General features: G+C 69.4%; 17 protein-coding genes. 12 read left to right on the top strand and 5 right to left on the bottom strand.

Annotated elements, in window-relative coordinates:
* The first annotated feature begins 58 nt into the window (after positions 1–58).
* The gene (locus LWW89_RS01195; protein ID WP_293259873.1) at positions 59–1,450 is read left to right on the top strand and encodes a restriction endonuclease; all 1,392 of its coding nucleotides are present in this window, start codon (positions 59–61) and stop codon (positions 1,448–1,450) included.
* A 155-nt stretch (positions 1,451–1,605) separates the two neighbouring features.
* Here LWW89_RS01195 and LWW89_RS01190 read toward each other — a convergent pair whose 3' ends face one another.
* Together LWW89_RS01190 and LWW89_RS01185 are read right to left on the bottom strand one after the other, a co-directional pair.
* Entirely contained in the window at positions 1,606–3,594 is a 1,989-nt protein-coding gene (locus tag LWW89_RS01190; protein ID WP_293259870.1) for a BCCT family transporter, read from the bottom strand.
* 40 nt (positions 3,595–3,634) lie between these two features.
* Positions 3,635–4,144, bottom strand: coding sequence for a superoxide dismutase family protein (locus LWW89_RS01185; protein ID WP_293259867.1), 510 nt, complete (start codon positions 4,142–4,144; stop codon positions 3,635–3,637).
* 129 nt (positions 4,145–4,273) lie between these two features.
* Here LWW89_RS01185 and LWW89_RS01180 point away from each other — a divergent pair, with 129 nt between their 5' ends.
* Complete coding sequence (locus tag LWW89_RS01180) at positions 4,274–4,861, top strand: hypothetical protein (RefSeq protein ID WP_293259864.1); 588 nt, start codon at positions 4,274–4,276, stop codon at positions 4,859–4,861.
* 107 nt (positions 4,862–4,968) lie between these two features.
* On the opposite strand, the gene LWW89_RS01175 is transcribed toward LWW89_RS01180, so the two are convergent.
* The 3 genes from LWW89_RS01175 to ppa form a co-directional block, all read right to left on the bottom strand.
* Positions 4,969–5,307, bottom strand: coding sequence for a P-II family nitrogen regulator (locus LWW89_RS01175; protein WP_293259861.1), 339 nt, complete (start codon positions 5,305–5,307; stop codon positions 4,969–4,971).
* A 41-nt stretch (positions 5,308–5,348) separates the two neighbouring features.
* Positions 5,349–6,965 carry an NAD+ synthase gene (locus LWW89_RS01170; protein WP_293259858.1) on the bottom strand — a complete coding sequence of 539 codons (1,617 nt, stop codon included), beginning with the start codon at positions 6,963–6,965 and terminating at the stop codon, positions 5,349–5,351.
* Between the two features lie 154 nt (positions 6,966–7,119).
* A complete protein-coding gene (gene ppa, locus LWW89_RS01165) occupies positions 7,120–7,650 on the bottom strand; it encodes an inorganic diphosphatase (protein WP_293259855.1) in 531 nt (176 codons plus the stop codon).
* A gap of 226 nt (positions 7,651–7,876) precedes the next feature.
* Between ppa and LWW89_RS01160 the strand changes: the two genes are divergently transcribed.
* The 10 genes from LWW89_RS01160 to LWW89_RS01115 all read left to right on the top strand — a co-directional run bounded on the left by LWW89_RS01160 (position 7,877) and on the right by LWW89_RS01115 (position 19,651).
* Positions 7,877–10,165, top strand: coding sequence for a TonB-dependent hemoglobin/transferrin/lactoferrin family receptor (locus tag LWW89_RS01160; protein ID WP_293259853.1), 2,289 nt, complete (start codon positions 7,877–7,879; stop codon positions 10,163–10,165).
* Positions 10,166–10,455: 290 nt separating this feature from the next.
* Positions 10,456–11,169, top strand: coding sequence for an energy transducer TonB (locus tag LWW89_RS01155; protein WP_293259850.1), 714 nt, complete (start codon positions 10,456–10,458; stop codon positions 11,167–11,169).
* Position 11,170: 1 nt separating this feature from the next.
* Positions 11,171–11,935, top strand: coding sequence for a MotA/TolQ/ExbB proton channel family protein (locus LWW89_RS01150; RefSeq protein WP_293259847.1), 765 nt, complete (start codon positions 11,171–11,173; stop codon positions 11,933–11,935).
* Positions 11,936–12,367, top strand: coding sequence for a biopolymer transporter ExbD (locus tag LWW89_RS01145; RefSeq protein WP_293259844.1), 432 nt, complete (start codon positions 11,936–11,938; stop codon positions 12,365–12,367).
* Between the two features lie 58 nt (positions 12,368–12,425).
* The gene (locus LWW89_RS17530) at positions 12,426–12,548 is read left to right on the top strand and encodes a hemin uptake protein HemP (protein ID WP_334156945.1); all 123 of its coding nucleotides are present in this window, start codon (positions 12,426–12,428) and stop codon (positions 12,546–12,548) included.
* Positions 12,549–12,999: 451 nt separating this feature from the next.
* Positions 13,000–17,232, top strand: a complete 4,233-nt coding sequence (gene cobN, locus LWW89_RS01135; protein ID WP_293259838.1) for a cobaltochelatase subunit CobN — start codon at positions 13,000–13,002, stop codon at positions 17,230–17,232.
* Positions 17,233–17,269: 37 nt separating this feature from the next.
* Positions 17,270–17,803, top strand: a complete 534-nt coding sequence (locus tag LWW89_RS01130; protein WP_293259835.1) for a MotA/TolQ/ExbB proton channel family protein — start codon at positions 17,270–17,272, stop codon at positions 17,801–17,803.
* A complete protein-coding gene (locus LWW89_RS01125; protein WP_293259832.1) occupies positions 17,803–18,150 on the top strand; it encodes a DUF2149 domain-containing protein in 348 nt (115 codons plus the stop codon). The genes LWW89_RS01130 and LWW89_RS01125 overlap by 1 nt, the downstream gene beginning before the upstream one ends.
* A gap of 12 nt (positions 18,151–18,162) precedes the next feature.
* Positions 18,163–18,660 (top strand): RNA polymerase sigma factor, encoded by a 498-nt coding sequence (locus tag LWW89_RS01120; protein ID WP_293259830.1) that lies wholly within the window; start codon positions 18,163–18,165, stop codon positions 18,658–18,660.
* 4 nt (positions 18,661–18,664) lie between these two features.
* The gene (locus tag LWW89_RS01115) at positions 18,665–19,651 is read left to right on the top strand and encodes a FecR domain-containing protein (protein WP_293259827.1); all 987 of its coding nucleotides are present in this window, start codon (positions 18,665–18,667) and stop codon (positions 19,649–19,651) included.
* Positions 19,652–19,709 lie beyond the last annotated feature (58 nt).

Here is a 19,709-nt window from a genome sequence, read left to right as displayed (position 1 = left end):
AAACGCCCGAGAAGCAAAGCAGCGATATCTGGAAGCTCGCCTGGAAGAGACCGATGACATGAATGCCGATCTGGCATCCGAGGTCTCGGAACTCAACGCCTTACTCGCGCACACTCTGTCGATCAACGACACAATTCAGTTTGACGATCTACGGCTGGAAGACGATTTTCCAGCATTCACGATACCCACCGCCCTCGCTCAGGCGCCTACAGCGCCCGTCCGGAATACGATTCGACCACCCGGGTTCGTAGCTCGCATGGTGCCAGGAGCGTCTAAGCGCCACCAGCAAGCCCTTCTCATCGAAGAGCAGCGCTTCAGCGAGGCAATAAGCGCGTACGAAAATGCTGCCATCAAACATACCTCGGCGATAAACAACGAGCGGAAGAAACACAAGACCAGCCATGATCTCTTCCTCGCCAAGGTAAGGCAGCGAAACCAGGAAGTGGATGAACTGGAGAATGCCTACCGCAACGCAGAAGCGGATGCCATCGTGACCTACAACACTATGGTCTTGGAAAAGTCGCGCTATCCAGAGAATTTCCCCCAAGAATTTCGCCTGGCTTATGTCCCAGAATCGAAGGAGCTTGTGGTTGAGTATGAATTGCCGCCGGTCGCCATTGTCCCTGAGGCAGATTCCTACAAGTATGTGAAGTCATCTGACTCGATTAATGGCAAACCCAGAAAAAAGGCGGACATCAAAGATTTGTATCAGGACGTCGTCGCGTCGGTTGCCTTACGAACCATCCACGAAATTTTCGAAGCGGATCAAATGGATTGTGTTCAGGTAGCGGTATTCAACGGATTCGTACACGGCGTGAATCCGGCTACCGGCAAGGATATGACCTCCCACCTGATTTCGGTTCGGGCGACCAAGGAGACTTTTCTAGGCATCGACTTGGCCCGAATCGACAAGAAGGCCTGCTTGCGGAATCTTGGCGCCAACGTGTCGCCCCGCCCCGATGAACTGCAAGCGGTAAAGCCGATTGTCGACTTCAACAGGATTGACAAGCGGTTCGTCGAGCAGAGCGATGTACTGGCCGACCTCGAAGCGCGTCCCAACCTCATGGACTTGTCGCCGTTTGAGTTCGAAAACCTGGTGAGCAATTTATTTGATCGCATGGGCCTTGAAACCAAGCAAACCAGATCATCGCGAGACGGTGGCGTAGATGCGGTGGCGTTCGATGCGCGCCCGGTCCTCGGCGGCAAAGTCGTCATCCAGTGCAAGCGCTATCGGAATACGGTGGGTGTATCGGCCGTCCGGGACCTTTACGGCACGATGCTGAACGAAGGCGCCAACAAGGGAATCCTGGTGGCAACCAGTGGTTATGGGCAGGACGCCTTCGAGTTCTCGAAGGACAAACCGATTGAGCTTATCGATGGAGGCGGACTTTTGTATCTGCTCAAAGAGGTCGGCGTAAATGCACGAATCGTCTTCCCGACTGACGGTTAGCACCTGCATTCCTACACGCCAGACTCACCCCGCTTCCTTCCCCCACCCCCGGACTGCACCGAGTTGTCGGCGGCCATGTTGTGATGAGCGCCACATGCAACAAGGCCCCTCTCCCCCATTTCTCCCTATTTCTCCCCATTCCAGCACGCGCCGGCCTACCACCCCAGCCACTTGGCGTATTCGGCGATGAAGTCGCCGATCAGCCGCTCCCGGGTGCAGTCGGACAGGGGAAGGGACTTGCGCACGCCGCCCACCAGCACCACCTCGGCCCGGGACGGTTCCTGGCGGCCCGCGCCGTCGGCAGCGTCGGCCATGCGGAAGGCGCCATAGGCGTCCGCCCGGGCGCGCAGGGTATAGACGAATTCCCGTCCGTCGCCGGACAGCACCGCCACCCGCACGTGGTAGGGATGCCGGTCCACCGCCACGCGGCGGCCGTGGCGCGCCAGTTCGCCCTGGATCTGGGCGAAGGCGGGCACCGCCGTGGCAGCGATGAAGTCGCGCAGTTCGCGCCGGGTGCGCTCCCGAGGGGAGGCGGCGCCTTCCCTGGCCCGGCCGGGGCGGCCCACCACTTCGGCCAAACGGGCGCGCCAGTCGTCGCCGGGGCCGGCGTCCTCGCTCACCGGCAGGGCGAAATCCGCCGCCGGGGCCAGGGCTGGGCCGGATTCGGCCTGGTCCTGGCCCGGATCGGCGCGCAGGGCGCGCAGCAGCGAGGCGGCCATGGCGATCATGATCAGCAAAAAGGGCAAGGCCATGACGATGGCCGCCGTCTGCAAGGCCTGGAGTCCGCCCGTCACCAACAGCACCGCCGCCACCCCGCCGGCGGACAGGGCCCAGAAGATGCGGCTCCACAGGGGCGGCGTGGGGTCGCCGCCATGGGCCAGGATGTCGATCACCAGGGCGCCGGAATCGGCCGAGGTGATGAAGAAGGTGACGACCAGAACGGTGGCCAGGGCCGTGGTCAGCCCCGCCCAGGGGAGTTGGTCGAGCAGGGTAAACAGGGCCGCCGGCATGTCCCGGGCCACCACCTCGGCGATGCCGCCGGGGCCGAACAGTTCGCTGTGCAGGGCGGTGTTGCCGAACACGGTGAACCACAGGGCGTTGAACAGGGCCGGGACGAACAGCACCCCGGCGACGAATTCGCGCAGGGTGCGCCCCCGGGAAATGCGGGCGATGAACATGCCGACGAAGGGCGCCCAGGACACCCACCAGCCCCAGTAGAACATGGTCCAGCTCTTCTGCCACTCGACGCCGCGGAAGGCGGTAGTGCGGAAGCTCAGGCCGACGATCTGGGACAGGTAGTTGCCCACTCCCTCGACGAAGGTGGACAACAGGAAGACGCTGGGGCCGACAATGAAGACGAAGAGCAGCAGCAACAGGGCGAGCAGCAGGTTGAGTTCCGACAGGCGGCGCACGCCCCGGTCCAGGCCGCTGGCCACCGAGGCGGTGGCGGCCAGGGTGATCAGGCCGATCAGCGCCAGCTGCTGGGGCAGGCCGTTGTCCGCCACCCCCAGGTAGGCCAGGCCGGCATTGGCCTGGAGGGCGCCGAAGCCCAGGGAGGTGGCCAGGCCGAACAGGGTGCCGAGCACCGCCAGGGTGTCGGCGGCATGGCCCAGGGGGCCGTGGATGCGGTCGCCGAGCAGGGGCAGCAGGGTCGAGCGGATGGTGAGCGGCAGGTCGTGGCGGTAGGCGAAATAGGCCAGAGCCAACCCCACCACCACGTAGATGCCCCAGGCGTGCAGCCCCCAGTGGAAAAGCGTGGTGACGAAGGCGGCCTTGGCCGCCTCCACCGTGCCGCCGGCCGCCCCCAGGGGCGCGACGAAATGCTGCACCGGCTCGGCCACGCCGTAGAAGAGCAGGCCGATGCCCATGCCGGCGGAGAACAGCATGGCGAACCAGGTCGGGTAGCTGTACTCCGGCTCGTCGCCGTCGTGGCCCAGGCGGATGCGGCCGTAAGGCGAAAAGAGCAGGACGACGACGAATAGCAGCAGGAGCGCCACCGCCAGTATGTAGAACCACCCGAAGTCGCTCAGTATCCCGTCCTGGACCCAGGCCACCGCCCGGGCCGCGCGCCTGGGAAACAGGGCGGACAAGACGATGAACAGGCTGGCGAGGGCGGCGGATACGGCGAACACGGGTCGATTCATCGGGTCTCCTGGTCGGTGGCGGGCGGGGCGGCGCGGACGGTCAGCGGATCACGCCGCAGGCCACCCGCTTGCCGGAGTTGCCGGCGGGCTGGGTTTTGTAGTCGTCCGCGTCGGCGTGGATGATCACGGCCCGGCCGAGGACGCTGTTGGGGCCGTCCAGGGCGATGCCCATGATGTCCATGCGCTGGCGGACCACGCCGTTGCCGTCGGCCACCAGGTTGGGGATATCCCCGACATGGTACTCGCCCATGCCGTAGTGGCCGTGGGGCTTGCCGGTCGGGTTGAAGTGGCCCTTGGCGCTCATGGCGTCCGGGGTCGAGCAGTCGCCCACCTCGTGGACGTGGAAGCCGTGCTCGCCCGGGGTCAGGCCGGTGGCCCGCACTTCGACCCGCAGGCCGCCGGGGATCGGGGAGAACAGCACCTCGCCGGCCACGTTGCTGCCGGACCGGGCCTCCAGGGCAGCCCGGGCGCCGCCGTCCGGGGGGGTGGAGGCGCAGGCCGCAGTAATGGCGGCAACCAGGGAACAGGCAATGAGGGTGGATCGCTTCATGACACACTCCTTGAACGTGGGCCGCCGGCTCCGGCGGCAAAGGCTGCGAAAAACATCGGACTAGGACAGACCCCGGCCGGGCACGGCCGTTCCAAATCGGGTACGTTTTATACTCCGAGCATAACCACGATGCCTAATCCCATGGAATCGCCGCGCACCCTCGCCCTGTCGTTTTTGCTCGCTGCCGCCGTCATGGGCGGCGCAGTCCTGCTGGTGGTCCACGGGGAACAGGGCCAGGTACCGGGGCCGGGGCCGAGCCCCGTTCCCCAGCCCGCATCGGCTGCTGCGACGCCAACGGCCCGTCCAGCGGCGCCTGCACCGCAAGCCGCCGCCCCGACCGTCCCTCAACTGTACAAGTGCCGTGGCCCCCAGGGGAATGCCTACCGGGACCAGGGCTGCCGGGCGGGGGAGCAGCTGGTCGCGGTGGAGCGCCACACCGGCGCCGCCGATCCGGCAGCCGCCCAGGCCGAGGTGGAACGGCTCCGGCAGCGGGTGGCCGCCATGGCGGCGGAGCGGGAAGCCCGCCATGCCTACCCGGAACCGACAGCCATGCGGACCGCGGCCGTGGACGGAAAAGCGGCCCAGTGCGAGGCCCTGGCCCAGGACATCACCCGGGTCGATGCCATCCTGCGCCAGCCCCACTCGGCGACGGAAGGGGATCATTGGACGACGCGGCGGAAGGAATTGAGCGATGCCCGTTTTTCCCTCGGCTGCTAGACGCCGGGAAAACGCGCAAAGCCAAAACGCCGACGCCCCGGCAAGCGGGGCGTCGTGGCACGCCGGGCTGTGCCGGCGGATGCATCGGATGGTCGGCAATCAGACGCTCAGACGGCGGCCTCGTCGGTCTCGCCGGTGCGGATGCGCACCACCTGCTCCACCGGGGTGACGAAGATCTTGCCGTCGCCGATCTTGCCGGTGCGGGAGGCCTTGATGATGGATTCGATGACCGAATCCACCTGGCTGTCGGCGACCACGATCTCGACCTTGATCTTGGGCAGGAAGTCGACCACGTACTCGGCGCCGCGGTACAGCTCGGTGTGGCCCTTCTGCCGGCCGAAGCCCTTGACCTCGGTGACGGTCAAGCCGGTGACGCCGATTTCGGACAGGCCTTCGCGCACTTCGTCGAGCTTGAAGGGTTTGATGATGGCTTCAACTTTTTTCATGGTGAGTTCCTCGGTGCCCCCTCGGGGCGTGCATTTGAATTCTAGTATTCGTCAGCATAACGGTTGGTGATGGGCACGCGCCAGTCCTTGCCGAAGCCGCGCCGGGTCACCCGGATGCCGATGGGGGCCTGGCGGCGCTTGTATTCGGCGATCTTGAGCAGGCGCACCACCCGGCGCACGTCGGCCTCGGCAAAGCCCTGGGCAATGATTTCCCGGGGGGAGCGGTTCTGCTCCACGTAGGCTTCCATGATGGCGTCGAGCACGTCGTAGGGCGGCAGGGAATCCTGGTCCACCTGGCCGGGCTTGAGCTCGGCGGAGGGCGGCCGGGTGATGATGCGCTCGGGGATGATCTCCCCGTCCCGGTTGATCCAGCGGCAGATGCGGTACACCAGGGTCTTGGCGATGTCCTTGATGACGGCGAAGCCGCCGGCCATGTCGCCGTAGAGGGTGCAGTAGCCCACCGCCATCTCCGACTTGTTGCCGGTGGTCAGCACCAGGCGGCCGGTCTTGTTGGACAGGGCCATCAGCAAGTTGCCACGGATGCGCGCCTGGATGTTCTCCTCGGTGGTGTCCGCCGGCAGGCCGGCGAACAGCGGCGCCAGCAGACCTTCCATGGTGGCCATGGCCGGGGCGATGGGAATCTCGTCGTACTGCACCCCCAGGGTGCGCACCAGGGCGCGGGAATCGTCCAGGCTGATGTCGGCGGTGTAGGGCGAGGGCATCATCACCGCCCGCACCTTGTCCGCTCCCAGGGCGTCCACCGCCACGCACAGGGTCAGGGCCGAGTCGATGCCGCCGGACAGGCCGATGATGGCGCCGGGAAAGCCGTTCTTGCCCAAGTAGTCGCGCACGCCGAGCACCAGGGCCAGGTAGGCCTCTTCCTCGATGCCCAGGTCGGGCAGGGGGGCAGGGCCGGCCAGGCGGCCGTCGGCGTAGTCGAGCACCAGCAGGTCTTCCTCGAACTGGGGCGCCCGGGCCGCCGGGGTGCCGTCGGCCTGGACGGCCCAGGAGCCGCCGTCGAACACCAGCTCGTCCTGGCCGCCCACCAGATTGGCGTAGACCAGGGGCAGGCCGGTTTCCCGGGCCCGGGCGGCGAGCACGTCGAGGCGCTCGGCGCCCTTGCCCAGGTGGTAGGGCGAGGCGTTGGGCACCAGGATCAGCTCGGCCCCGGCGGCGGCCAGGTCGGCGCAGGGGCCCGGGGCCCACACGTCCTCGCAGATCGCCAGGCCCACCTTGACCCCATCGATATCGGCCACCAGGGGGCCTTCGCCGGGGGTGAAGTAGCGCACCTCGTCGAACACCTCGCTGTTGGGCAGGCGGCGCTTGAGGTAGGTGGCGCGCAGGCCGCCGCGCTCGGCCACCGAGGCGGCGTTGAAGCGGAAGCCCCGCACCTCCACCGGGTGGCCCACCACCACCGCCACGCCTTCGGGCAGGCCGGCGGCCAGATCGGCCATGGCCCGGTCACAGGCCCGGTAGAAGTCCGGGCGCAGCAGCAGGTCCTCGGGTGGGTAGCCGGTCAGGGAAAGCTCGGGGGTCAGCAGCAGGCGAACGCCCCGGTCGGCGGCGCGGCGGGCGGCGTCGAGGATGCGCTGGACGTTGCCGGGCAGGTCGCCCAGGGTGACGTTGAGCTGGGCGATGGCAAGGCGGAGGGTGGCCATGGCGGAGTGCGGAAACGAAGGCGAAGGATGCGGGAGCGGGCCGGCGCGCACGGCGCCGGCAATGAAAAGGGCCACCGGGTCTTGCGACTCCGGCGGCCCCGCCGATTGTATGCCGAATCGCCGGCCGCTGGCCGGCTACGGTGCCAGGATCGGCTTACTTGGCCTGGGCGCGGGCGGCGCTGGCAACGATCTCGGCGCGGGCGGCGTCCACGTCGCCCCAGCCGGAGACCTTGACCCACTTGCCCGGTTCCAGATCCTTGTAGTGCTCGAAGAAGTGGGTGATCTGCTTGATCAGCAGCTCGGGCAGGTCGTTGATGCTCTTCACGTTGTCGTACAGCGGGGTCAGCTTGGAGTGGGGAACCGCCACTACCTTGGCGTCCATGCCCGCTTCGTCTTCCATCTGCAGCACGCCGACGGGGCGGCAGCGGATCACGGAGCCGGCCGGCAGGGCCACCGGGGCCACCACCAGCACGTCGGTGGGATCGCCGTCGTCGGACAGGGTGTTGGGCACGAAGCCGTAGTTGCAGGGGTAGTGCATGGGGGTGGCCATGAACCGGTCCACCACGATGGCGCCGGAATCCTTGTCCAGCTCGAACTTGATGCCGGGCTGGTTGGCGGGGATTTCGATCACCACGTTGATATCGTTGGGCAGGTCCTTGCCGGCGGACAGGGCGTTGACGTTCATGCGTGAAGCTCCCGATTGCGTTGAAAGTGGTCGTTGAATTTTGGACAGCCCGTAATTATAACGTCGCCGCCTGCGGCGCGTTGGAGCGATCTCGCGGCGGATTGACCCGGCTGCGGCAATCCTTATAATAAGAATCGTTCTCATATAAACAACAACGCCAGCCACCCACCACATCCGCGCCAACCCCGCGGCGAAAGGTAGCGAGCCCTTTTCACCGGAGCCTCGCATGCCCCCCCTGCCTTTCCGACCGCGCCGGCTGGCCCTGGCGCTCGCCGCGTTCGCCCTGCCCGCAGCCCCTGCCCTGGCGGACGGAGCCGCGCCCCTCAAGGAAGTGGTGGTCACCGCCACCCGTTCCCAACAGGCCACCGACCTCATTCCCGGTACCGTCACCACGGTGGACCGGGACGATCTGGACCGACGCGGCACCCGCACCATCGCCGACGCCCTGGCCGACGAGCCGGACGTGGCCATGCCCGCCGACGCCCGCCGCTTCGGCAGCGGCAACATCAACATCCGCGGCATCGAGGACAACCGGGTGCTGATGCTGATCGACGGCGTCCGTTCCGCCGATTTCCGCTCCCCCGGCACCACCAACTACGACGCCAGCAACCGGGACGTGCCCGACCCGGATTTCCTCAAGCGCATCGAGATCGTGCGCGGCCCCGGCTCCAGCCTCTACGGCTCCGACGCCCTGGGCGGCGTGGTGGGCTTCCTCACCCTCGATCCGGACGACCTGCTCAAGGGCCGGCCCTACGCCGTGGGCGGCAAGGCAGCCTACTTCAGCGCCGACCGCAGTACCAGCCAGCTTGGCTACGGCGCCATCGACGGCGGCGACCTGAAGGGCCTGCTGATGGTGTCCCACCGCAGCGGCCACGAGATCGAGAACAAGAGCGACAGCCCGGACAAGCCCTACCTCAACGGCTCGGGCCTGCTGCGCAGCAGCGCCAACCCCCAGGACTACGACACCACCGACATCCTGGCCAAGCTCGCCTACCGGCTCAACGCCAACCACCGCTTCAAGCTGACCCTGGAAAACCGCGAAACCGAGGTCAAGACCGACGTGCGCCGGGTCAGCAACGTCAGCCCGGGCAGCCCCAACAACCTGAGCCGCATTACCCGCAACCTGGGGGACGACAGCATCGCGCGCAACCGGGTTGCCCTCGACTACGACTGGCTGCCCACCAACACCGCCCTGTTCGACCGGCTCGGCCTCAAGCTGTACACCCAGACCCAGGAAACCACCAACCGCAACAAGGTGTGGCGCACCAACACCAGCGCCAGTTGCTCGGCCTCTACCCCCGGCGCCGCCAACTGCCTGCTCGACCAGCGCTTCGACTTCGAGCAGACCCGCAGCGGCGCCAGCCTGGTAATGGAAAAGGAAGCCACCTGGCTGACGCCCCAGTCGATCACCTGGGGCGCCGACTGGATGCGCGCCCGTACCGCCGAGAAGAAGGACGCCACCTGGACCAACCTGGCCACCGGCGTGCAAAACAAAACGCTGCTCGGCGACAGCTACCCGAGCACCGACTATCCCAAGGGCCACGCCGACAGCCTGGGCCTGTTCGCCCAGGACGAGTTGCGTTTCCTGGACAACCGCCTGCGCCTCACCCCGGGCATCCGCTACGACCACTACAGCCTGACGCCCGAAAGCGATCCGCTCTACGTCACCAAGCCCGGCTACCGGGCGGTGGACAAGAGTGGCTCGAAAGTCTCGTCCAAGTTCGCCGCCAGCTTCGAAGTGATGCAGGGCTGGAACGTCTACGGCCAGTACGCCGAGGGCTTCCGCCCGCCCAACTACCAGGAGGTGAACCGCTTCTTCTACAACGGCTCCCAGAACTACGGCTCGGTGGGCAACCCGAACCTGGAGCCGGAAACCAGCAAGAGCGTGGAACTGGGCCTGAAGGTGGCGGGTGCCACCGCCGGCGGCCAGGTGGCGGTGTTCCACAACCGCTACCGCAACTTCATCGACAACATCAAGATCAGTGCCAGCAACCCGGCCTACATCCCGGGCAGCGCCGCCACCTACCAGTACCAGAACCTGAGCCAGGTCACCATCCGCGGCTTCGAGCTGCGCGGCTACTGGCAACCTCTCAAGGAAGTGCGCCTGAACGGGGCCTTCGCCTATGCCAGCGGCACCGACCAGGACACCGACCGGCCCATCAACTCGATCGAACCGCGCCGCCTGACCCTGAGCGCCCAGTGGACCCCCACCGCCACCGTCGGCCTGGAAGCCCGCTTCCGTGCCGCCTGGCGCAAGGACCGGGTGGACGACAGCAGCGCCGGCACCGGCCAGGCCTACTTCCGCACCCCGGGCTACGGTGTCACCGACCTGTCGGCCTACTGGCAGTTCCACAAGACGGCCCGCATCAACGTGGCAGTGAACAACCTGTTCGACAAGAAGTACTGGCTGTGGAACGACGTGCGCCGCAGCGGCCTGCTCGCCAGCGACCAGGCTCCCGAGTTCTATACCCAACCCGGACGCAACGCCATGGTGTCCCTGGCCCTGGACTTCTGAGCCTCCGACCGGCCTGCCTCGCGATGCCGGCACGCCGGTATCGTCCTTTGCCCCGCCCCCGTTCCGGCGGGGCTTTTTTTCGCTTGAAGCGCCCCTGCGCCGCCCCGCCCTTGCCCTGCGACAACAGGTCGCAGGGCAAGGGCCCCGGGGGAGAGTAAAAGGCCACCTGTATCAAGGCCGAAATCGCCCGCGCCCCTTAGCGTAGGCAGGTCGTAACATTTCTTGACAACTTGTCAGGTGAATTCGATAATGCGAACCGTTCTTATTTATTCCACCCCAGCCGGGTTGCCATGACCGCTACCGCCGCACTGCCCGCTTCCGCCCCCCTGCCGTATTCCGTCATCGACGGCGACAGGCTGTGGCGCGGCACCAATCTGGGCTGGATCGCCGCCGCCCTGGCGGCCCACGGTGCAATCGCCGCCGCCATCCTGCTGGCCCCGGCGCCGGCCCCTATCGAACCGCCAGCGCCGCTGATGGTGTCGATCCTGCCGCCCGCCCCAACGGCCCCCACGCCGCCGGCACCCCTGCCCGCCGCCAAGCCCGAGCCCAAGCCGGTGGTCAAGCCGACCCCGGCCAAGCCCACGCCGGCCCCGGCGCCGGTGGTGCCCGCCCCTTCCCCCATCGCCGCCGCGCCGCAGCCCTCGGCCCCGGCTACCCCCGCCGCCCCGTCGGCCGCGGCGCCGGCCACCCACAGCGCCCCCTCCGGCACACCCGCGCCGGTGACCGCGCCGCGCTTCGACGCCGACTACCTGAGCAACCCGGCCCCCGCCTACCCGCCCCTGTCGCGGCGTATGGGCGAGCAGGGCAAGGTGATGCTGCGCGCCCACGTGCTGCCCAGCGGCAGCGCCGACGACGTCGTGGTGAAAACCTCTTCCGGCAGTACCCGCCTGGACAACGCCGCCCTCGACGCGGTGCGCAAGTGGAAATTCGTTCCTGCCCGCCAGGGCGGCGAGCTGGTCGCCGCCTGGGTGCAAATACCGATCACTTTCAGTTTGGAGAATTGAGATGCAGCCTGAAACCCACATGAACCTGGCCAGCTTCTGGGCGGCCGGCGATTTCGTCTCTCACGCCGTGGCCGTGCTGCTGGTGCTGCTCTCGGTGGGCAGTTGGACCGTCATCCTGGCCAAGGGCTGGCGCGTCTGGAACCTGCGCCGCGCCACCACGCCGGCCCTGGCCGCCTTCTGGCAGGCGCGCAGCGTGCCCGCCGCCATCGCCGAACTGGAAGCCGGCAACGCCCGGGCCTTCGCCCTGCTGGCCCGCCGCGCCGACCAGGCCGCCAACCACTACCAGCGCCACCACGGCACGGGCTCCCTGGCCGCCAGCCTGTCCGGCGCCGAGTTCATCACCCAGGCCCTGCGCTCCGGCCTGACCCAGACCAGCGCCCGCCTCGAAAACGGCCTGACCCTGCTGGCCTCGGTGGGCTCCACCGCCCCCTTCATCGGCCTGTTCGGCACCGTGTGGGGCATCTACCACGCCCTGGCGATGATCGGCGCCACCGGCCAGGCCAGCCTGGACAAAGTCGCCGGCCCGGTGGGCGAGGCCTTGATCATGACCGCCGCCGGCCTGTTCGTGGCCATTCCCGCGGTGCTCGCCTACAACGCCCTGACCCGCGCCGTGCGCGTCATCGAGGCCGACCTGGACGCCTTCGCCCACGATCTGCACGCTTTCTTCACCACCGGCAAGCCCCTCTCCGGCGGCGAACCGCACACCGGTGCCAGCCACAGCGCCCCGGCCAACGCCGCCGGCCGTCCCCTGGCGGAGGCCGCGTAAATGGCCTTCGGCTCGTTTTCCGGGGGCAGCAAGGCCCCCATGGCGGAAATCAACACCACGCCGCTGGTGGACGTGATGCTGGTGCTGCTGATCATCTTCATCGTCACCGCGCCGCTGATGACCCAGGCGATCAAGGTAGACCTGCCCAACGTGGCCGCCCAGCCCACCGACGCCAAGCCGGAAACGGTGCGGGTCGCCCTGGACGGCGCCGGCAAGCTGTACTGGAACGACCAGCCGGTGGACGACGCCGAGATGCGTTCGCGCATGGCCTCGGCCGCCACCCAGACCCCCCAGCCCGAGCTGCACCTGTCCGCCGACCGGGAGACCCGCTACCAGCGCGTCGCCGAGGTGATGGGCGCCGCCCGGGAAGCCGGACTGGTCAAACTCGGTTTCATCACCCTCCCCGGAGACACCCATGGCAACCACCGCTAACGACTGCGCGGCTGGCAGCCGGGCCTCCCAGGCCGGGGGCGCCCACGGCGCCCCGGCCGTGGCCCCGGTCCTGTCCAGCAGCCAGCTGTTCCAAGGCAGCAACACGGTGCGCATCGAGCACGCCGGCCAGTCCTACATCCTGCGCCTGACGCGGGAAAACAAGCTGATCCTGACCAAGTAACAGCCAGGTAACACCCGCCGCCTCCGGCCAGGCTCCGCGCCTGATCCGTCCAGCCAGCCAGCACGGTCCACCGTCACGCCAGCCATCCGGCCGCCCCCCGGGCAGCCCCGCAGCACCGTCCCATTTCCGTTGCAGTACCGCCGTCCTGGGCCGTGAGCCCGGAGGCCTTGCGCCAGCAACCCACTCGCCCGCCGCTCCCCCTCTCGGCGGTGCCGGCGTCGGCAGCCAGCCCTCCTTTTCGACCCCACCGCCCCGCGCATCGGGTCGCCCCTCGCCGCAGCATCCACGCGCCCCGCCCGTCGGGCCGCCCGGTTTCCGGTCGATCCGGCGCCGCCGGCTCCGTTCATCCCCGGGGCCGCCCGTTCCGGGCCGGCGACTGGGCGCACATCCCGCCGCGGCGGCAGGAATCAGCCGAGGACTGGGGGCCGCCCACGGGCGGTCCCGCCATGCGATGGACCCTGCCCTTCCGCCCTTCCCGGGCCTTGCCGCCCCTCCCGCGCCGGCCGGCGCCGCCGCTTGCCACGATCCACGCCGCGCACCTGTCCGGCCCGGTCCCGTCCTGGCCCTCCAGGCCCTCTCGATCCTCCGGACCTTCCTGGGCAGGGCCGCCCTGCTGGCCCTGCCGCTCCTGGCCCCCGGGGCCGCCACGGCGGCCGACGCCCCTACCCCGACTCCGGCCGTAGCCACCGCCCACCGGGTGCTGTTCCTCGCCACCAGCCCGGTGCCCGCCGGCAAGTTCCAGATGCTCGCCCCCCTGGCCCGCCGGCACGGCATCGCCGCCGACAGCCGCTTCGTCGAGAAGCTGCCGGCGGAGGCCGATGCCAGTCTGTTCGCCGGCTACGACGTGGTGTTCTTCGACACCCCCCGGGACCACCTGCGCGACTTCGCCAAGACCCGCCTGGCCAAAGCCCTGGCCGGGCTGAACGCCCCAGCCTCGCCCCCTGTCCTGTGGCTGCACGAGAATGCCCCCCAGTGGCAGCGCCTGCCCGATCCGCTGGCCCGGCGCCTGCACGCCTATTACGTGAACGGCAGCCGGGCCAACTTCGAGGGCTTCTTCGCCACCCTGGCCGCCCACCTGGCGGGCCAGCCCTGGGCCGCGGTGGAAAAGGCGGCGGCGGCGCCGATCGTCTTCCCCAAGAGCGCCATCTACCACCCCAAGGCCCCCGGCCTGGTGTTCGCCGACCCGGCCGATTACCTGCGCTGGAAGGGCGTCGATCCCGCCGCGCCGGGCCGTCCGGTGGTGGCCATCGCCCTGCACCAGGGCTACATCGCCGCCGAGCAGACCGCCTTCATCGACGACCTGATCGGCCGCATCGAGGCCGCCGGCGCCCTCGCCCTGCCCTTCTACGGCCCGGTGATGGACCCGGACGGGGTGCGGCGCATGACCAGTGCCGCCGGCCGGCCCGTGGCCAACGTGCTGATCAACACCCAGATCATGCTCAACCCGGAAGGGCGGCGCGCCGAGTTCGCCGCCCTGGGCATTCCGGTCGTCCAGGCCATGCCCTATCGCAAGGGCGACGCCGCCGCCTGGCGCGCCGATCCCCAGGGGGTGAGCCTCACCGACGTGCCCTTCTACCTGGCCCAGGCCGAGTATGCCGGGGTCACCGACATCCAGATCGCCGCCGCCACCCGGGCCGGCGACGACCAGGTGGTGCCGATCCCCGAGCAGGCCGCGGCGGTGGTGGGCAAGGCCATGAAGCTGGTGCGCCTGCAAACCCTGGCCAACGCCGAGAAGCGGGTCACCGTGTTCGTCTGGAACTACCCGCCGGGGGAAAAGAACCTGTCGGCCTCGTTCATGAACCTGCCGCGCAGCCTGGAGGCCACCCTGAAGGGCCTCAAGGACGCCGGCTACCGCGCCGAGGCCCTCTCCGAGCCGGTGCTGATCGCCAGCCTGCAACGCCTGCTCGCCCCCTTCTACCGGGACGACACCGCCGCCCAGCTCGACTCGCTGCTGCGCGACGGCCTGGCCGACACCCTGCCGGTGGCCGACTACCGGCGCTGGCTGGCGACCCTGCCCGAGGCCCAGCGCCAGGCCCTGGCGCGGCAGTGGGGCGAGCCGGAAAAGTCGGCCATGGTGCTGCGGCGCCCGGAAGGGCCGGTGTTCGTCATCCCGCGCCTGCTCGCCGGCAATCTGGCGATCCTGCCCCAGGCGCCCCGGGGCGAGAAATGGGTGGACAAGGAAAAGGCCATTTACCACTCCCTGGAGGCCCATCCCTCCCACTTCTACCTGGCCGCCTACCTGTGGGCGCGGCAACGCTCCGACGCTCTGGTGCACTTCGGCACCCACGGCACCCAGGAATGGCTGCCGGGCAAGGAACGGGGTCTGTCGGTGTTCGACTGGCCGATGGCCGCCGTGGGCGACGTGCCGGTGGCCTATCCCTACATCGTGGACAACATCGGCGAGGCGCTCCAGGCCAAGCGCCGCGGCCGCGCCGTCATCGTCAGCCACCAGACCCCGACCTTCGCCCCGGCGGGGCTGCACGGCGAGGTGAACGAACTGCACGACGTGCTGCACGCCTGGCAGCAGCAGGACGAAGGCGGGGTCAAGGACAAGCTGCGCGCCGACCTGCTGCGCCGCGCCCAGGCCCTGCGGGTGGACAAGGACCTGGGCTGGAGCGCGGCGCGCATCGCCGCCGACTTCCCGGCCTTTGTCGACACCCTGCACGCCCACCTCCACGAACTGGCCCAGACCGCCCAGCCGGTAGGGCTGCACACCTTCGGCACCGCCCCGGCCCCGGTGCACCGCATCGGCACCGCCGTGCTGGCCCTGGGCAAGGAGTACTGGCAGCTGGCCACGGTCGACGGCGACGACCCGGAAGAAAGCTTCGTCGGCGACTACCGCCAGCTCGCCGCCAGCCGCCCCTACCGCCTGCTCGAAGCCGCCCTGAACGGCGAACCGCCCCCGGCCGGCGCCCCGGCCCGGCTGCGCGAACTGCTCGACCGGGGCCGTGCCCTGGCCGCCGACCTGGCCGCCGGCAACGAGATCCCCGGCCTGCTCACGGTGCTGGCCGGCCGCCACCTGCCCACCTCCTACGGCGGCGACCCGATCAAAAACCCGGAGGCCCTGCCCACCGGACGCAACCTGTACGGCTTCGACCCGTCCCGGGTGCCCACCCCGGCCGCCTTCGCCGCCGCCAAGGAGGCCCTGGACAGCCTGCTCGCCCTGCACCGGCAAAAGACCGGGCGCTACCCGGACAAGCTGGCCTTCTCGCTATGGTCGGTGGAAACCATGCGCCACCAGGGCATTCTGGAAGCCCAGGCCCTGCTCGCCCTGGGGGTGGAGCCGGTGTGGGACGCCGGTGGCCGGGTCGAGGACGTGCGCCTGATCCCCCGGGAGCGCCTCGGCCGTCCCCGGGTGGACGTGGTGCTGTCGGCCACCGGCCTGTACCGGGACCACTTCCCCAACGCCATGCGCCAGCTGGCCAAGGCCGTGGCCCTGGCCGCCGCGGCTGACGAGCCGGACAACCCGGTGGCCGCCCACACCGGGGAGGTGGAGGCCCGCCTGGCCCGCCAGGGGGTGCCCGAGGCGGAACGGCGCAACGCCGCCCGCACCCGCATCTTCTCCTCAGAATCCGGCAACTACGGCACCGGCCTGGACGACGCCACCCTGGCCACCGACACCTGGAAGGGCAAGGCCGAGGGCGACCGCAAGCTGGCCGAGCTGTACCTGCGCAAGATGCAGTTCGCCTACGGCCCGGACGAGGCCACCTGGGGCCAGGCCCAGCAGGGATCGCTGCGCGGCATCAACCTCTACGCCGAACAGCTCAAGGGCACCCAGGGAGCCGTGCTGGCCCGCTCTTCCAACCTCTACGGCATGCTCACCACCGACGACCCATTCCAGTACCTGGGCGGCATCGGCCTGGCGGTGCGCCACCTGGACGGCAAGGCCCCGGAGCTGTACATCAGCAACCTGCGCGCCGGCGGGGCTAGTGGTAGTGGCAATGGTGGCCGGGCCGAGGGCGCCGCCGAGTTCCTGGCCAAGGAGCTGGCCACCCGCAACTTCCACCCCGGCTACATCAAGAACGTGATGGCCGAGGGCTACGCCGGCACCTTGCAGGTGCTCGACGCCATGAACAACTTCTGGGGCTGGACCGCCACCGCCCGGGAAGTGGTGCGCGACGACCAGTGGCAGGAGTTCGCCGACGTCTACGTGCGCGACAAGCACCAGCTGGGGCTGCGCGACTGGTTCGCCCGCAACAATCCCCACGCCCTGGCCCAGACCGTTGAACGCATGCTCGAAGCGGCCCGCCAGGGCTACTGGCAGGCCGACGCCAAGACCGTGGCCGAGCTGAAGGCAACCTACCGGGAGCTGGCCGCCAGGTACGACGTGAAGAGCGACAACGCCGCCTTCCGCGCCTACGTGGGCGCCGCAGCCCCGGCCGCCGGCTATGGCCTCGGAAAGCCGCGCCCCGCCTCGCTATCCGAGCCGATGCCGCCAAACGCCAATAACGACGCGGCTTCCCGGGATGCCCCCGTGGAGAAACCCGCCGATCCTGGCGACCCGGCCACCCCGCCCGACGCCCCGGTGATCCGCGGCATGAAGCTGGAAAAAGTCCCCGAGCCCGACAAGGCCCTGCCGCCCCTGCCCTTGGCGGCCCTGGTCGGCGCCCTGCTGGTGCTCGCCGCCGCCCTGGGCGGGGCGCTCACCGCCAACCGCCCCCTGACGGTGCGCCGCGCCGCCTGATCCCTCCACCGCTCCATTCGATTCGCAAAGGACCGCCATGCAAACCCTGCTCGAAGGCTCCATGTACCAGATCGGCCAGCTCTTTCTGCTGCCCACCCTGGCCCTCATCGCCCTGCTCTTTCTCTACGCCTTCTGGGTGCTGGGCGGCTTTCTGCGCCAGTTCGCCCAGCGCCGCCGGGGCCGGACCGGCCGCCCCCTGCTGCGGGCCTACCTGGCCCAGCCCGACCTGACCGAGGACGAGCTCGACCTGGCCGCCCACAAGGCCCTGGAGAACGGCCGCATCGCCAGCCGGGTGACCCCCATGCTCGGCCTGGTGGCGACCATGATCCCCATGGGGCCGGCGTTGAAATCCCTGTCCGACGGCAACCTGGCCCAGGTCTCGGAGAACCTGACGGTGGCCTTTTCCGCCGTGATCCTGGCCCTGATCGCCGCCTCCATCACCTACTGGGTGGTGAACGTGCGCCGCCGCTGGCTGGCCGAGGAACTGCTGGAGATCGCCGCCCTGAAGCGGAACGGCCCCGCCGGCCACGGCCATCCTCTGCCCACCTATCCGGTCCAGGAGGTGGCGTGATGGCCCTGAAACTGCTGCACGAGCCGGAAACCGAGGATCCGATCCTGTCGGTGGTGAACCTGATCGACATCTTCCTGGTGGTGATCGCCGCCCTGCTCATCACCGTGGCCAAGAACCCGCTGATGAATCCCTTCTCGCACCAGGACGTGACGGTGATCACCGACCCGGGCAAGCCCTCCATGGAAGTGGTGGTGAAGAAGGGCGAGAAGATCGAGAAGTACAAGGCCAGCGGCGCCATCGGCGAAGGCCAGGGCGCCAAGGCCGGCACCGCCTACCGGATGCAGGACGGCTCGATCGTGTATGTGCCCGAGGCGGGCCCGGCGGACACCGCCGCCCCGGCCCCCTGACCCGCCCCGGCCATGACCGCCCTCACCCGCATCTACCTGGACCACTACCGGGAGCTGGTGGACTTCCTGTCCCGCCGCACCGGCTGCCGCCACGCCGCCCAGGACTGCGCTCAGGATTGCTGGTTCAAGCTGTGCAAGGCCCGCCCCGCCGAGCCGGTGGACAACCTGCGCGGCTACGTCTTCCGCGTGGCGGCCAACATCGCCGTGGACTGGCACCGCCAGCGCGGCCGGGAGGACGAATTGCTGGCCGACTACGGCCAGTTGGCCGGGGTCGCCGACGCCAGCGCCCCGGACACGGCCCACCTGGCGGCCCTGCGCCAGACCATCCGGCGCCTGGAGGCCATCATCCTGGCCCAGCCGCCGCGCACCGTGGAGGTCTTTCTGCGCCACAAGGTGGACGGCCTGTCCCACGCCCAGGTGGCCGCCGAACTGGGCATCTCGGTGAGCGCCGTGGAAAAACACATGATCCGCCTGCTGCTGGCCTGCCAGGCCGTGCTCGACGAGGCCTGAGCCCGTGCCCTCCGCCACCGCCAACGCGCCGACCGAACGCCTCCAGGCCGAAGCCTCGCGCTGGGTCGTGCGGCGCAGCAACGCCGCCCTTTCCGCCGAGGACGAGGCCCGCTTCGCCGCCTGGTACGCCGCCGATCCGGCCCACGCCGCGGCCTACGAACGGCTGGCCGGCCTGTGGCAACGCCTGGGCCAGGTGGACGGCCGGCGCCTGCGCCCTTCCGGCGCCACCGGCCGCCGCCGGGCCGCCACCCTGGGCGCCCTGGGCCTGGCGCTGCTGCTGGGCACGACCGCGCCCCGGCTCTGGCAGGAGCAGGAGGCCGACTACGCCAGCGGCATCGGTGAAATCCGCACGGTCACCCTGGCCGACGGCTCCACAGTGACCCTCGACGCCGATTCGGCCATCGCCGTCGCCCTGGGAGCCGATGCCCGGGAGATACGGCTGCTGCGCGGCCGGGCCCTGTTCGAGGTGGCCCGCAAGCCGGGCGGCAGCGACACCCCGGCGCCCTTCACCGTGGCCACGCCCCAGGCTCGCGCCCGGGCCCTGGGCACCCGCTTCGAGGTGGCGCGGGACGACGACACCACCCGGGTCGCCGTCTTCGAGAGCAAGGTGGCGGTGCGCTGCACGGCCTGCGCCGACACCGAAGCGGAGCGGGTGCTCGGCCCCGGCGATGCCATCGCCGTCGGCCCGGACGATGCCGCCCTGCCCCCGGCCACACCGGGGCAACCGGCCGGATCGCCGGCCTGGACCCGAGGCATGCTGGTGTTCGAAGCGACGCCCCTCGCCCGGGCCGCGTCCCAGCTCAGCCGCTACACCCGCCAGCCCATCCTGGTCCTGGGCGAAGCCCGCCACGTCAGGGTGTCCGGGGTGGTGGACCCAGCCCGCCCGGACCAGGCTCTGGCCCTGCTGGCCCACGGGGCCGGTCTGCGCCTGGACCGGCTGCCCGGTCTATTCGTGGTGCGGGCCGGCGAAAAAAAATCCGGCAACAGGTGAGGGAGAACGGCGCGACAGACGTCTTGGGGATATCGACACTGTTTTCGAGGACATCCCC

The organism is Oryzomicrobium sp. (assembly GCF_021287045.1).
In the GTDB taxonomy this organism is placed as follows: Bacteria; Pseudomonadota; Gammaproteobacteria; order Burkholderiales; family Rhodocyclaceae; genus Oryzomicrobium.
Note: the sequence above shows the minus strand (reverse complement) of the source record. Positions and strands in the feature narration are given on the sequence as shown.